Annotated in this window: 11 protein-coding genes; 7 read left to right on the top strand and 4 right to left on the bottom strand. The window is 62.7% G+C overall.

What is annotated here, in order from left to right:
- Positions 1-196: 196 nt before the first annotated feature.
- On the bottom strand, positions 197-2,308 hold the full coding sequence (locus tag AC3WJW_RS24045) for a hybrid sensor histidine kinase/response regulator (protein ID WP_493727663.1): 2,112 nt from the start codon (positions 2,306-2,308) through the stop codon (positions 197-199).
- Positions 2,309-2,729: 421 nt separating this feature from the next.
- On the bottom strand, positions 2,730-3,419 hold the full coding sequence (locus tag AC3WJW_RS24050) for a GntR family transcriptional regulator (protein WP_007973313.1): 690 nt from the start codon (positions 3,417-3,419) through the stop codon (positions 2,730-2,732).
- 140 nt (positions 3,420-3,559) lie between these two features.
- Between AC3WJW_RS24050 and AC3WJW_RS24055 the strand changes: the two genes are divergently transcribed.
- The 7 genes from AC3WJW_RS24055 to AC3WJW_RS24085 all read left to right on the top strand — a co-directional run bounded on the left by AC3WJW_RS24055 (position 3,560) and on the right by AC3WJW_RS24085 (position 10,895).
- Positions 3,560-4,645: an ABC transporter ATP-binding protein gene (locus AC3WJW_RS24055; protein WP_104448379.1), complete on the top strand. Its 1,086-nt coding sequence runs from the start codon at positions 3,560-3,562 to the stop codon at positions 4,643-4,645.
- Position 4,646: 1 nt separating this feature from the next.
- Entirely contained in the window at positions 4,647-5,564 is a 918-nt protein-coding gene (locus AC3WJW_RS24060) for an ABC transporter permease (protein ID WP_493727664.1), read from the top strand.
- Entirely contained in the window at positions 5,561-6,349 is a 789-nt protein-coding gene (locus AC3WJW_RS24065) for an ABC transporter permease (protein ID WP_429389040.1), read from the top strand. The genes AC3WJW_RS24060 and AC3WJW_RS24065 overlap by 4 nt, the downstream gene beginning before the upstream one ends.
- Before the next feature lie 16 nt (positions 6,350-6,365).
- Positions 6,366-7,418 (top strand): extracellular solute-binding protein, encoded by a 1,053-nt coding sequence (locus AC3WJW_RS24070; protein ID WP_493727665.1) that lies wholly within the window; start codon positions 6,366-6,368, stop codon positions 7,416-7,418.
- A gap of 121 nt (positions 7,419-7,539) precedes the next feature.
- A complete protein-coding gene (locus AC3WJW_RS24075; RefSeq protein WP_493727666.1) occupies positions 7,540-8,736 on the top strand; it encodes an amidohydrolase family protein in 1,197 nt (398 codons plus the stop codon).
- On the top strand, positions 8,733-10,220 hold the full coding sequence (locus tag AC3WJW_RS24080; RefSeq protein WP_493727667.1) for an amidohydrolase family protein: 1,488 nt from the start codon (positions 8,733-8,735) through the stop codon (positions 10,218-10,220). The genes AC3WJW_RS24075 and AC3WJW_RS24080 overlap by 4 nt, the downstream gene beginning before the upstream one ends.
- Positions 10,221-10,232: 12 nt before the next feature.
- Positions 10,233-10,895: a flavin reductase family protein gene (locus tag AC3WJW_RS24085; RefSeq protein WP_007973324.1), complete on the top strand. Its 663-nt coding sequence runs from the start codon at positions 10,233-10,235 to the stop codon at positions 10,893-10,895.
- Positions 10,896-11,143: 248 nt separating this feature from the next.
- On the opposite strand, the gene AC3WJW_RS24090 is transcribed toward AC3WJW_RS24085, so the two are convergent.
- Positions 11,144-14,242, bottom strand: coding sequence for an error-prone DNA polymerase (locus AC3WJW_RS24090; protein ID WP_493727668.1), 3,099 nt, complete (start codon positions 14,240-14,242; stop codon positions 11,144-11,146).
- A complete protein-coding gene (locus AC3WJW_RS24095) occupies positions 14,218-15,633 on the bottom strand; it encodes a Y-family DNA polymerase (protein ID WP_493727669.1) in 1,416 nt (471 codons plus the stop codon). Before AC3WJW_RS24095 ends, AC3WJW_RS24090 begins: the two co-directional genes overlap by 25 nt.
- Position 15,634 lies beyond the last annotated feature (1 nt).

A 15,634-nucleotide genomic window follows, 5' to 3' on the forward strand; every position in this document is an offset into this window, starting at 1 on the left:
TCGACGCAGTCGAACTCATTGCATGCAGGTCGAAGCGAAGCCGACCGGAGGGCAATGCCCCCGGATGAATACCGGAGCGAAGGTACCCCGAGCCTCAGCGAGGGGCCGTACGTAAGGGCGAAACCATAAGCCGCCGTTACCGCAGCAATGGATATGTACACAGTCACCAAAAGACAGGCCGCCTGCGGAAATGTTGTCAGCCGCCAAGAACTGTCCGCACCATCTGCGTCAACGCTTCAGGACTGTAGGGTTTGCTGAGCAAATGAGTATCCGGGCTAAGCTGGTGATTACGCGAGATGATGTCGCGGGTATGCCCCGAAGTGAACAGCACCGCCACCGGCGGCTCCTGCACCTTCGCCCAGGCCGCCAGGTCCGAACTCTTGATCAGGCCGGGCATGACCACGTCGGTGAATATCAGGTCCACCGACACCCCTTCCAGCAACATTTGCATGGCGACGTCTGCGTTGGTAGCCGTGAGGACTTGATAGCCCTCCTCACCCAACAACTCCACCGCCGACACTCTCACAGCCTCATTGTCCTCGACCACCAGGATGCGCTCGTGCCCGCCCCGTTGCGGCATATCGGGGCCCGGCGTTTCACTGGGTACCGCGCGCATGGTACGCGGAAAGTACAACTGCACCCGGGTCCCCCGCCCCACGTCACTGGCGATTTCGATATGACCGCCACTCTGCTTGACGAAGCCAAACACCATGCTCAAGCCCAATCCGGTGCCCTGTCCGTCGGCCTTGGTGGTGAAGAATGGCTCGAACACCTGAGCCAGCACCTGCGGCGGCATGCCGACGCCGGTATCCGTCACGGACACCCGCACATAGTCCCCCGGGGCAATACCCCTACCGGCGCAAAACGTGCGATCGAGGACGAGGTTTTCCGCGCACAGGTCAATCCTGCCCTCGCCTTGAAGGGCGTCACGGGCATTGATCGCCAGATTGAGAATGGCGTTTTCCAGTTGGTTGCGATCAACAAACACATTCCAGGAATCTTCGGGTGCCGTCATGTGAACCTGAAGGGTTTCACCCAGTGCACGCAGTAACAACTCCGCCAGGCCATCGAAAATCTCCCGCAATGTGAAGACCGCGGGCGACAACGGTTGGCGGCGGGCGAACGCCAGCAATTGCGAGGACAGCTTGGCACCGCGCTCGACGGCGGCAATCGACGCCGAGACCCGGCGCTGCACATTGGCGTTACCCCGCTCATGGCGCGCCAGCAAGTGCAGGTTGCCGGCGATCACTTGCAACAGGTTGTTGAAGTCATGGGCCACACCGCCAGTGAGGCCGCCGATGGCTTCCAGCTTCTGTGACTGGCGCAATTGATCCTCCGCCGCCAGCCGCGCCTCGACCTCATCGGCCACCCGCTGCTCCAGGTTGCGGGTGAACTTGAGCAAGGACTCTTCGGCGGTCTTGCGTTCGTGGATGTCGATCAGCACGCCGGGGAAACGAAACGCCTCGCCCTGTTCATTGAACTCGCAACAGCCACTGGCGAGTACCCAGAGGTAACTGCCGTCGGGGCGCTGGATGCGGTATTCGACGTTGTAGGGCTCGCCCGTCTCCACCGACAACGTGACGCGTTCCCGGACCCAGCTGCGATCATCTGGATGGATGCGGCTTTCTGCGATTTCCTGGGACAGGTTTTCCAGGTCTTGCCCGAGGGGATAGGAAAACGTGCGGGCAAAACGCTCATCGCCCGACAGCACGTCGGCCTTGATGTCCCAGACAAAGGAGCCGAGCAATGCACCGGCGTTCAGCGCCAGGCGCACCCGTTCGTTGTCGGCGCGGTAGGCGTTTTCAGCCGCCTGTCGCCGTTGTTCGGAGATCACCCGATCCGTGGTTTCCACCACCATGGCCATGACCCCGGACGGGCGTCCGTCATCGTCGGCTACCGGGCTGTAGTAGAGGTCCATCCAGACATCTTCCGGAACCCCGTCACGCAGCAGCACCAGCTCTTTGTTGCGATAGGACAAGGTGCCGCCCGCCAGGCAGGTGTCGACCACGTGGCGATTGAATTCGGCGACTTCTGGCCAACCCAGTTCCACAGTGGAGCCGAGCAGGTACGGATGACGCCCACCGGCAAACTTGGAATAAGCGTCGTTATAGATCATGTACCCGGACTGGCCCCAGAGCATCACCATCGGCAGTGGCGAGGCGAGCATCAACTGCACCGCGCTGCTCAGACTCCTGGACCATGAGTCGAGCGGGCCAAGTTCGGTCTGGCTCCAGTCGAACGCACGAATGCGCCCGGCCATTTCGCCGTTCCACCCGGCACACCCGTGGCTATCCGCTAGAAACTGCATCGGCTGGCTCTATCCCGGTAAATGGCACCCGTTTGTTTCGAGCATTCCGGGCGCGATTCGTTTCATAGAGGTATAGCTGATGCGATGAAATGGGTACCCCCTGTAGGAGCTGCCGCAGGCTGCGATCTTTTGATTTTGATTTTTTAACAACAAGATCAAAAGATCGCAGCCTTCGGCAGCTCCTACACCTCAATCACATGCAGGTATAGCTGATGCAAAGAAATAGGTACCCCTGTAGGAGCTGCCGCAGGCTGCGATCTTTTGATTTTGATTTTTAACAACAAGATCAAAAGATCGCAGCCTTCGGCAGCTCCTACACCTCAATCACATGCAGGTATAGCCGATGCAATGAAATAGGTACCCCTGTAGGAGCTGCCGCAGGCTGCGATCTTTTGACTTTGACTTTTGCCTTCGGCAGCGCCTACACCTCAATCAGGTGCTTGAGCGGGTTGTAACTGCTTTTCAGGGTGGCCGCGACATCGAGAATGGCCTTCTCGATGCCATTCAAATGCATGCAGGTCAGCTCGATGGCCGCGCTCTGGTTGCCCGCTTCGATGTACTCGATCAATCGCAGGTGTTCATCGTCGCGGCAGGCTTCGTGGCTGTCGTCATCGAGCGCGGCGGCATACAGCGAGGCCCGGGAAATCAGCTTCTGGAACCAGTCGAGCAGCACCGGGTTGTTCAGGCTGCGAGCCAGCTTGATGTGGAACTCGCCGAGCAGGTGAATCAGCCGTTCGTGATCACCGCTTTGATGCGCTTCATCTTCCAGCAGCAGGTGATCGCGCAGATCCTGGGTCACCGCCGTATCCCGGCGACGGCACAGTTCACTGACGATGCCGATCTCGACCAGGCGCCGGGTTTCGAACAGCGAGCGAATCTCCTCGTCACTGGGCAATGACACCGATGCACCTTTATTGGGCTCGGTGGTGACCAACCCATCGGCCTCCAACTGCTTGAGCGCGGCCCGCACAGACGTGCGGCTGACGTTGAACAGTTCGGCCAGCGAGGCTTCGCCCAGCTTCATCCCCGGACGCAACGAGCGCTTGCTGATCGCCTCGTAAACCCCTTGGTAGACGCGGTCGACCGTGGTTTCCAGTTTCTTTTCCGTCATTCATCAACTCCTTGCGCCCTGTGCAAACAATCCTGGCGAATGATCAGCCTTTGAAAAAGGGGCTTGCACGGGCAGGTTAATCCGGGTATTTCTAAATTGCATCCAGATTTTGCATACAATAATTAGAGGAATGCACCATTATGGGTCATCCAGTTGCAATTGAAGTGCGAAACGTCTCCAAGCGATATTCCGACGACCCCGGGCTGGCACCAGCCCTGGACAATGTTTCCGTCGACATCGCCGACAACGAATTCTTCACCCTGCTCGGCCCCTCGGGCTGTGGCAAGACCACCCTGCTGCGCACCATTGCCGGCTTCGAACACGTCAGCGACGGTGAGATCCGCCTCGCAGGCGAGCCGGTCAACGATTTGCCGCCGTTCAAGCGTCGGGTCAACACAGTGTTCCAGAGTTACGCGCTGTTTCCGCACATGAGTGTTGCGCAGAATATCGCCTTCGGCCTCGAGATGCAGGGCCTTGATCGTAAACTGATCCCGCAGCGGGTCGAGGAAATGCTCGCGCTGGTGCAAATGCAGCACCTGGCCAAACGCAAACCGGCCGAACTGTCCGGCGGCCAACAGCAACGGGTGGCTCTGGCCCGGGCCCTGGCGCCGAAACCGAAAGTGCTGTTGCTCGACGAGCCGCTGTCGGCGCTGGACCTCAAGCTGCGCAAGGAAATGCAGGTCGAACTCAAGCGCGTGCAAAAAGAAGCCGGGATCACCTTCATTTTCGTCACCCATGATCAGGAAGAAGCGCTGACCCTGTCCGATCGCATTGCCGTGATGTCCGCCGGCAAGATCCTGCAAATCGGTACGCCCAACGAAATCTACGAGCGTCCGCAGCACCAGTTCGTCGCGCAATTCATCGGCGACATCAACTTCCTCCCCGGACACCTCAAGCGCGGCCAGCAGAACGAAAAGCTCTTCGTGCCCAACGGCATGCCCGTGGAAATCCCCTGCCCGGCCCAGGGCTTTGACGGCAGCAAGGTGCAACTGGCGTTCCGCCCCGAGCGTTCGCAACTGGTCGAGCCGTCGCAGCCCCATCACCTGCGCGGCGTGATCGAGGCCGTGCTGTACGTCGGCACGGCCACGCTCTATCAGTGCCGCTTGAACAACGACATCAAGGTCATGCTGCGCGAGAACAACGAAGGCCTGAGCCACGGGCGGGTGGTGGGCGATCGCGTCGCGGTCAACCTGCCGCCCCACGCCTGCCTGTTGATGGAGGCCTGAGATGAGCGTCAGCAGCACTTCCCCGGCCCTCAACCGCGCGCTGTTGCTCAGCCCGGTCGTCCTGACCCTGCTGGCCCTGATCGCCATTCCGCTGGGCATCATGGGCTACATCAGCCTGCTGCCGCGCAACGTCTATGGCGGCGTCGACTGGCAGGCCGACTGGCAATTGCAAAGTTATGTGCAGCTGTTCTTCCAGGAAGGTTTCGACGGCGAACTGGAACTGAACTGGGTCTACGCCCAGGCGTTGCTGCGCTCGGTGTTCCAGGCCGGCGGTACCACGGTCCTTTGTTTCCTGTTCGGCTTCCCAGTGGCGTTGTGGATGTCGAGCCTGACGCCGCGCCGACGCAACCTGATGGTGTTGCTGATCACCATCCCGTTCTGGACCAACCTGCTGATTCGCAACTATGCGTGGCTGATCATCCTGCGCGAACACGGCTGGGTCGCCCAGAGCCTCAACGCGCTGTTCCCCCAGGCCGGTGGCATCACCCTGCTCTACAACGACTTCGCGGTCAGCGTCGGCCTGGTCTACAGCTTCCTGCCGTTCATGATCCTGCCGATCTACTCGACCCTGGAAAAGCTCGACTGGCGCCTGGTGGAAGCCGCCTACGACCTGGGCGCCAATCGCTGGCATGCGTTGCGGCGGATCATCTTGCCGCTGTCGATGCCGGGGGTGATTGCCGGTGCCTTGCTGGTGTTCGTGCCGAGCCTGGGTGCCTTCATTACCCCGGCGATCCTCGGTGGCGGCAAGACGCTGATGATCGGCAACCTGATCCAGCAGCAGTTCGGCACCGCGCGCAACTGGCCGCTGGGCAGTTCGCTGTCGTTCCTGCTGCTGGGGATCATGTTGCTGTCCCTGGTGCTCTACGCCCTCTATAGCCGCAACGCCGCCAGGACCCAACGCCCAGGAGCCCAAGCATGATTGCCCTGCACCTGAAGAAACTGCCGCTGACCCGCGAAGTCAGCCTGTTGATGCTGGCCTATCTGTACCTGCCGATCTTCGTGCTGATCGCCTACAGCTTCAACGCCAACCGTTCGGCGACGGTGTGGACCGAGTTCTCGTTCGCCTGGTACGGACGCATCCTGGCCAACCCGTCGATCCAGACCGCGGCGTTGAACTCGATCATCGTCGCCAGCATCGCCACGGTCTGTGCCACGGCGATTGCCCTGCTCGCGGCGCTGGCGACGTACCGGCCGTTCTACGGACAGAAAATGGTCGAAGGCGGGATCAACCTGCCGCTGATCCTGCCGGAGATCGTCACGGCCGTCGCCACCCTGCTGCTGTTCATGGCGCTGGGAATCAAGCTCGGTCTGCTGACGGTGATCGTCGCCCACATCGGTTTTTGCATCCCCTTTGCCTACCTGCCGATCCGCGCGCGGCTCAATGACCTGGACAAGAGCCTGCTGGAAGCGGCGAACGACCTGTACGCCAACCCCTGGCAGGTGTTTCGCCGGGTGACCTTGCCGCTGCTGTGGCCGGCGGTGCTGTCCGGTTCGGTGCTGGCGTTCGTGGTCAGCCTCGACGATTTCATCATGACCTTCTTTGTCGCCGGGCCGGGTTCAACGACCTTGCCCGTGTACATCTTCTCGGCGATCAAGGCCGGCGTGACGCCGGAGATCAATGCGATCTCGACCCTGATGCTGGTGATATCCATCGTGCTGGTGGTGCTGGCCTTCTGGCTGGGACAGCGCGGCAAAAACCAATGAACCTGGAGCGCGCTCTATGAAAAATAAAAACATGCGTTACGGCATTGCCGGTCTGGCCCTCAGTTGCTTCACCGTTTTTACCGCCCAGGCCGCCGAGCCCAAGGAGCTGTTCTTCTACAACTGGACCGATTATTACCCGGTCGACCTGCTGGCCAAGTTCGAAAAGGAGACCGGCATCAAGGTCACCATGGACGGCTACGACAGCAACGAAACCCTGCTGGCCAAACTGCAGGCCGGCGGCGCGGCGTACGACGTGATCGTGCCGTCGCAATCGATCATGCGCACCCTGATCAACCAGGACCTGCTGCTGGAAATCGACGCCTCGGCCCTGCCCAACTTCCAGTACGTCAAGCCGGCGTTCCGCGACCCGAGTTTCGACCCGGGCCGCAAGTTCTCGGCGCCGTACCTGTGGGGCACCACCGGGTTCTCCTATGACAGCGCCCGGGTGCCCGGCGGCAAGCTCGACGACTCGTGGAAAGAGTTCTTCGAGCCGCGCAAGGAACTGCAAGGCCAGCTCGCCGCCCTCGACACCTCCAGCAGCGTGATCAACGCCGCCAGCCACTACCTGAATGTCGACGAATGCAGCGAAAACCCGCAGGACGCCAAGCGCATCCTCGAACTGCTGCAGAAACAGAAACCCTTCCTGAAGATGTACAGCTCGGACAACACCGTCGACCGCATGGCCTCCGGTGAAGTGATCATGATGCAGAACTGGAACGGCTCCACTGCCCGCGCCACCCTGCAAAAAAGCACCATCAAGTACGTCTATCCGAAGGAAGGCCTGGCGATGTTCCAGGACAACTTCGCCGTACCGAAGAGCGCGCCACACCCCGGCAACGCAAAGATTTTCATCGACTGGATGATGAAACCGGAAAACGCCGCCGCCGTGTCCAACGCCATCGCCTACGACAACGGCATCCAGAGCGACAAGCTGATCGACGCCAAATGGCGGGTGATGGATGCCATCAACATGCCCGACGAATTCGCCTCGCGCCTGCGTCCTGAAAAGGAATGCAGCAACAAGGCGCGGGAACTACAGGACCGCATTTGGGCGAAGCTCAAGGGCTGATCCGAAACCGAGTCGCGGCCTTCGCGAGCAGGCTCGCTCCCACATTTGAAATGCATTCCATTGTGGGAGCGAGCCTGCTCGCGAAGACGCCCGTCCAGACAACATCGAATTTGAGGTTTGTATGACCCACCCCCGCTGGCTACGCAACGTACGCCCCTACGGCACCCCCGCCGAAGACCTGCTGATCGAAAACGGCCGGTTCACCCAACGCCGTCCGGCTTCGAACGAGGCCCTGGCCGCCACCGACATCGACGGCCAGGACCAGTTGCTCACCCCCGCCCTGGTGGAAAGCCACGTACACCTGGACAAAACCCTCTGGGGCCAGCCCTGGCGCCCCAACAGCGCCGGTCCGACCCTCAAGGACTACATCGCCAACGAACGGCGCATCCTGCGTGAAGTCACCACCCCCATCGCCCAACGGGCCGGCGCCCTGCTGGAAAACTGCATCGCCCGTGGCTCGCTGACCATGCGTTGCCACGTCGACATCGACCCGGAATTCGGCCTGCGCCATGTCGAGGCCATGCAGCAACTGCGCGAACAATACCGCGACCTGATCGACCTGCAACTGGTGGTGTTCCCGCAAACCGGCCTGATCAGCCGCCCCGGCACCGCCGAGCTGATGCGCGAAGCCATGGCCCTGGGCGTGGAGAACGTCGGTGGCCTGGACCCGTGCGGCATCGACAACGACCCGATTGCCCAACTGGATTTCGTCTTCCAGCTGGCCAGCGAATTTGACCGTGGCGTCGACATTCACCTGCATGACAAGGGCGAGCTGGGCCTGTGGCAGATCGCCCTGATCGCCGACTACGCCGAGCGTTTCAGCCGTCAAGGTCGAGTGATGATCAGCCATGCCTACTGCCTCGGCATGCTGCCGTGGAGCCAGGTCAAACCGGTGGCCGAGCGCCTGGCGACACTGGGTATTTCGCTGATGAGCTCGGCCCCGGCCGATTGCGCGGTGCCGCCGTTCCTGGCCCTGCACGAAACCGGCGTAAATGTATGTTTGGGCTCGGACGGCATTCGTGATGCCTGGTCGCCCATGGGCAACGGCGACATGCTGGAGCGCGCTATGCTGCTGGCGTTCCGTTTCGATTTGAACAAGGACGAAGAACTGGCAGCGGCGTTCGACGCGGCAACCGTCAATGGCGCCCAGGCGCTGGGTTGCGAAGCCAATCGCCTGCAGATCGGCCAGCCGGCGGACTTCCTGCTGATGCCCGTGCAAACGTTGGGTGAAGCGGTGGTTTCGCGACCGCCGCGTCAAGTCTATCGCGCGGGTCGTTTGATCGCTGCGGGTGGTCGTTTGCTGGAAAGCCGCCTGTGAAGCGCATCGGCTTGCGGGCCAGTTGCGTGGTCGGCTTCGACGGCACGCAGCATGTGCTGTGGCGCGACGGCGAAGTGGTGTTCGAAGGCTCGCGCATCGAGTTTGTCGGGCGCGGTTATCCGGGCCCGGTGGATCAGTGGATCGATTACGGCAACGCACTGATCGGCCCCGGCTTCATCGATCTGGATGCCCTTGGCGATCTCGACTCCACGGTATTGACCCTGGACAACGGCGACGAGCGCGACATGGGCCGGATGTGGTCGGCGCAGTATCTGGCGCGCGGATCGCGGGAAAGTTACAGCCCCGAAGAAGAAGTCTTCAAATACCGCTACGCCTTCACGCAACTGATCCGCAACGGCATCACCACGGCCATGCCGATCACCTCGATGTATTACCGCGAGTGGGCCGAGACCTACGACGAGTTTGCGGCGGTCGCCGGCGTGGCGGCCGAGTTGGGACTGCGCACTTACCTGGGGCCTTGCTATATGAGCGGCATGAGTTACTGGCGCGCCGATGGCACCCTGGCGCACCACTGGGACGAAACCCGGGGCATGGCCGGTCTCGATGCCGCCGAACGGTTTTTCCGGGATTTCGACGGCGCGAACAACGGCCTGATTCGTGGTGCACTGTTGCCCGATCGCATCCAGACCTGCACCCCGGCGCTGCTGCAACGCACCGCCGCGCTGAGTCGGGAACTGAACGCACCAATGCGCCTGCACTGCTGCCAGGGCCTCGGTGAAGTGGCGATGGTCGAGCAACTGCGCGGCACCTCGCCGTTGGGCTGGTTGCAGCAACTCGGGCTGCTGAACCCGCGCAGCCTGCTGCCCCATGGCATCTACACCCAGGGCGATGACGACCTGCAACGTGTGGTGGATGGCGGCGCGAGCCTGGTGCATTGCCCGGTGGTGTTTGCCCGGGACGGCGAGGCCTTGAATTCGTTTGGCCGCTATCGGGCCAGGGGCGTCAACTTCGCCCTCGGTACCGATACCTGGCCGGCGGACTTGCTCGACAACATGCGCCAGGGCCTGAACATCGCCCGACTGATGGAGGGCGGCAACTCACTGACCAGCACACTCGATATGTACAACGCCGCGACCCTCGGCGGCGCCAGGGCTCTGGGCCGCGACGATCTCGGCCGACTGGCACCGGGCTGCAAGGCCGACATCAGCGTGTTCAACCTGCGCGGGATGCACCTTGGGCCTTTGTTCGACCCGCTGAAAAATCTTGTACTGGCCGGTCGCGGCGACGACTGCATCGCCAGCTACATCGATGGCCGCTGTGTGATGCAGGACGGCCAGGTCGAGGGCGTCGACTACCCCACCCTGCAACGCCAGGCCCAACGCCAATTCGAAAAACTGATGCGCAGCCACAGCGACCGGGCCTTCGGCCAACCGGACTGGAAAAGCCTGTTCCAGCCGGCCATCCCGTTCGCCGACGACTACAGCGCACAGACGCCACTGAGCGCGATCGAGCCTCTCCTTTAGGGAATTCTGCCTATGCAAAGCTTTGACTTCAGCACACTGAGCCCACGGGACAAATACAAGATTCTGATCGGCAGCGTCGTGCCCCGACCGATTGCCCTGGTCACCACCGTCGACGGCGAAGGCCGGATCAACGCGGCGCCATTCAGCTTTTTCAATGCACTGTCGGCCGATCCGCCCATCCTCGCCCTTGGCGTGGAAAACTACGGCGACCAAAGTCCCAAGGACACCACCCGCAATATCCAGCTCAATCAGGAATTCACCGTGAACATTGTCAGCGACGCGCTGGTGGAGGCCATGAACGTCTGTGCCGTGCCCTTCGCCCCCGGCTTCGACGAACTGACCGCCGCCGGCCTCACTGCCATCCCCGGCACCACGGTCAAATGCCCGCGCATCGGCGAAGCCCCGGTGGCGCTGGAGTGCCGGCGGATGATGGCGCTGTCCATCGGCCAATCCCGGGAGATCATCTTTGGTGAAGTGTTGATGGCGCATGTGCGTGACGAACTGATCGACCCGAAAACCCTGTACATCGATCAGTTGGGACTTGATGCCATCGGACGCATGGGTGGCCATGGCTATGCGCGCACGCGGGATTACTTCGATTTGCCGACGCGCTCGTTACAGGCGTGGACGGATGCCCCGGGCGGTGGCGAGCGGTTTTGGCCACTGGCCAAATAATTTCTGCATAGATTCCATGTAGGAGCTGCCGAAGGCTGCGATCTTTTGATCTTGCTTCTGGCGGCTTCAAGACCGCTGAAGATCAAAAGATCGCAGCCTCCGGCAGCTCCTACAGAGGTTGCGGCAGGCGCGGGCAGGCTGTCACCCTTAAAGTTGCAACCACTTGCCCATGATCGAACGCCCTGTGGCAACAGGCCAGCTACTCACCGACTTTGCTGCCGACACTCAACGCCCTGAAGCCCTGTGACTCAATGAAAGTCCCGGCTACGCACAGTGATGCCATCGAGCAACGCACTCAGGTCACTCAAGCGCCCGGCTATCAGATGCCGGACCTCGCCCTCCTTCTCCCAGCGCCCATCGACCTTGAGCAGCTGCGAGCCGACCAGCACCTGGCGCTGGCGCTCGGCCAGGTCGCGCCATACCACCACGTTGACGTTGCCGAACTCGTCCTCGAGGGTGACGAAGGTCACGCCGCTGGCGGTGGCCGGGCGTTGCCGGCCGGTGACCAGCCCGGCGACGCTGACCGGCCGACCGTGATCGACGTCCAGCAATTCTTTCGAACTGCGGCAGCGCCGCGCCTTCAACTCACCCCGCAACAGGGCCAGCGGATGCGGCCCGAGGGTGGTGCCGACACTGGCGTAATCGGCTTGCAGGTCCTCGCCCACGGTGGGTTTGGGCAGCGCCACCGCGTCCTCCTCCTGGCTCGGCAGGCCGGCAAACAACCCCAGCTGCTTTTGTACCCCGGCCACTTCCCAGCGTGCCCGGTGGCGGTCGCCGGCCAGGCCACGCAACGCACCGGCATCGGCCAGTTGCTCTTGGGCGCGGGCATCGAGTCGCGCCCGCTCGCCGAGGTCGGCGATGTCGGCGAACGCGCCTTGCGAACGGGCCGCTTCGATGCGTCGGGCATCGTCCTCGCGAAAGCCCTTGATCATGCGCAGCCCCAAGCGAATCGCCGGTTGCGCACCGCTGATCGGTTCCAGGCTGCAGTCCCAGTCACTGGCGCGCACGTCCACCGGGCGAACCTGCAAATGATGACGCCGAACGTCCTGCAGAATCTGGTCCGGGCTGTAGAACCCCATCGGCCAGCTGTTGATCAGCGCACAGGCGAAGGCCGCCGGCTCGTGGCATTTCAACCAGCAACTGGCGTAAGTCAGCAAGGCAAAGCTGGCGGCGTGGGACTCGGGGAAACCGTAGCTGCCAAAGCCCTTGATCTGCTCGAAGATCTGCGCGGCGAACTCGGCGGTGTAGCCGTTTTTCTTCATGCCGGCGGCCAGCCGCTCCTTGTGCGGTTCGAGCCCGCCGTGACGTTTCCACGCGGCCATGGAGCGGCGTAGCTGATCGGCCTCGCCGGGGCTGTAGTCGGCGGCGACGATAGCAATCTGCATCACCTGCTCCTGAAACAGCGGCACGCCCAGGGTACGCTTGAGCACCACTTCCAGTTCCGGCGACGGGTACGCCTCCGGCTCTTCCTTGTTCCGTCGCCGCAGGTACGGGTGCACCATGCCGCCCTGGATCGGCCCCGGCCGAACGATGGCGACCTCGATCACCAGGTCGTAAAACGTCTTGGGCCTGAGCCTCGGCAACATCGACATCTGCGCCCGGGACTCGATCTGGAACACGCCGATGGTGTCGGCCCGACCGATCATTTCGTAGGTGGCCGCATCCTCGGCCGGGATGGTCGCCAGACTCAGGTCCAGGCCCCGGTGCCGGCGCAGCAGATCGAAACATCGACGAATCGCGCTGAGCATGCCCAGCGCCAGGATATCGACCTTGAGCAGGCCCACGGCGTCGAGGTCATCCTTGTCCCACTGGATGATGGTGCGCTCGGCCATGGCGGCGTTTTCCACCGGCACCAGACTGTCCAGCGGCTGCTCGGAAATCACGAAACCGCCGGGGTGCTGGGACAAATGCCGGGGGAAGCCGATCAACTGCCCCGTCAGGCTCAGCACCCGGTGCAGCACCGGGCTCTCCGGGTCAAAACCACCTTCACGCAGGCGTTCGACGGGGGGCGTTTCATCGCTCCAGTGACCGCAGCAATCGGCCAGGGCGTTGATCTGGTCCGGCGGCAAGCCCAATGCCTTGGCCACATCCCGTACCGCACCGGCGGCGTGGTAAGTGCTGACCACCGCCGTCAGCGCGGCGCGAGCCCGGCCATAACGCTGGAACACGTACTGCAAGACTTCTTCGCGGCGTTCATGTTCGAAATCGACGTCGATGTCCGGCGGTTCGTTACGTTCCTTGGACAGAAAGCGCTCGAACAACAACGTGGTGCGATCCGGATCGATTTCGGTGATCCCCAGGGCGAAGCACACTGCCGAGTTGGCGGCAGAACCACGACCCTGACAAAGAATCTGTTGCTGGCGGGCAAAGCGAACGATGTCGTGGACCGTCAGGAAATAACTTTCATAGCCCAGTTCCGCGATCAGTTGCAGCTCTTTATCGATCTGCACCAACACTTCGCTTTTCGGCCCTTTTGGCCAGCGCCACTCGATGCCTTCCTCGGCCAAATGACGCAGCCACGAGGTGGCCGAGTGCCCTTGCGGCACCAGTTCGCGGGGGTATTGATAACGCAGCTGGCCGAGGTCGAAGGTGCAGCGCCGGGCAATGACCAGCGTTTGCGCCAGCAAGTCTGGCGGGTAAAACGCCTGCAGCACATCGAGACTGCGCAGATGGCGCTCGCCGTTGGGGTGCAGGCGCAACCCGGCATCGGCCACCGGCAGGTGGTGACGGATCGCGGTCATGGTGTCCTGCAAGGCCCGGCGCCCGCGTGCGTGCATGTGCACATCGCCACTGGCCACGGCTGGAATTCGCAGTTCCCGAGCCAGTGTGAGCAAATCGTTCAGGCGTTGCCCATCGTCCTGACCGCGATGCAACTGCACCGCCAGCCACAGGCGTTCGCCGAAGACCTGCTTGAGCCAGTGGCCCTGTGCAAAGGCATCGACAGTGTCCGGCACCCACAACGCCAATAGCCCCGGCAACGGTTCGCCGAAGTCTTCGCGCAGCACCTGATACTGGCCTTTGTGCGTGCGGCGCCGGGCGCGGGTGATCAATCGGCACAGCGCCTGATAGCCCTCGAGGCTCTCCACCAGCAGCACCAGTTTCGGACCGTTCTCGATGCGTATTTCACTGCCGATGATCAGCGGCAACTCCACGGACTTCGCCGCTTGCCAGGCACGAACGATGCCCGCCAGGGTGCATTCGTCGGTGATCGCCAGGGCTTGGTAACCCTGTTTTTTCGCGCGCTGGAACAGCTCGAGGGCACTGGAGGCACCGCGCTGGAAACTGAAGTTCGACAGGCAGTGCAATTCGGCATACTCGCGGCTCATGCGAACCAGCCCTGCAACCACAACGGGCCGTCCTCGCCGACCGCCCGGTAGGCCCAGCCCTGTTGGCCGGCACGGGTTTCGATCAGGTAATAGTCGCGGCGTACGTCGTCACCGTCCCACCAGCCGGACTCGATACGCTCCGGCCCCATGAGGATGCGCGCCGACCCCTGATGCACGGCCAGCGGCTCGGTCAGCAGCCAGCCCGGCCGTTTCACGGCGCCCGGCGCTGCGCAAGGCTGGCTGTCGGCACTGGCCTGCCACGCGCACTCGGGGCGGTGATCGGCCTGGAAGCGCAGGCCATGCACCGCGTCATCCCCCAGCCGTGCCCGCAGGCGTTCGCGCAGTTGCTCCCAGGGCAAGGACTGCTGCGGGCGATCGTCGAACAGTTCCTGATGCTGGGGCACGAAGGTCGGCAAATCCTCGGCACACAAGCGAAAGCCGCGCACCGGCGCCTCGACCTGGACGTGCTCCAGCCGCCCCCGGGCCAGTTCGAAGAGCATCGCCGGATCGCGCTCGGCGCTGAGCAGGCCGACCTTGATCAGCGTATCCGGCAACCCGGCGTGCTCCAGACGCAGGTCGAAACGCTGTACGCCGCTGTCGCGACCGCACAGGAACGCCGACAGGTCGCCCGTCAACCGGCGCAACGGAAACAGCAGGGCTTGATGGGACTGCACATCGAAATTGAGCTCGATACGCACATCGAAGCGGTCCGGCGGCAGGTAAAACGCCAGCGCCAGCCGCCGCACACCCAACAGGGCATCCAGATGCTTGAGCACCTGGGCCTCGAAACGCCGGGCCAGGCTCTGCCGGGGCAACGCCTGCACCTGGCTCAAGGTGCGCAGGCCCATGCGCGACAAGGCCGTGGCGACCTGTGCTTCGAGGCCGATCCGGTCGACGGGCATCTGCCCCAGGTGATGCTGCAAGGCTTGATCATCCGGTACCACCAGGCCGTCATAGGCATTGGCCAGCACCCGCGCCGCCACCGGGTTGGGCGCGGCCACGATGCGGTGCCGAAACCCCAGTTCGCCGAGCTCACGGCGCAAAAGCGCTTCGAATTGCGGCCAGGCGCCGAACAGGCCGAGGCTGGATTCGATCTCGAACACCACGGCCCGGGGGTAATGCACGCTGACCTGGGAACTGAAGCGATAGGCCCAGGCGGCGAGAAACTGCTGCCAGCGCTCGATTTCACCGGCGTCGTATTCAGCCGTGGCAAACCCCTTGCTCAAGGCCTGTGCCGCGCTCATGGACTGGCCGGGACGCAAACCCAGCGCCCGCGCCGCAGCGTTGACGGCCTGCAGCACCCGGCGCTGGGCCGGGCCGGTCAGCAACGCCAGGGGCTCATCAGGATCGGCGCGCTGACGCAATGCCGCGTCCAGCGCCAGTTGCGGGAAAACAATGCAGACCCAGCGCATG

It is taken from the genome of Pseudomonas sp. GW821-FHT07G06, from assembly GCF_058986625.1.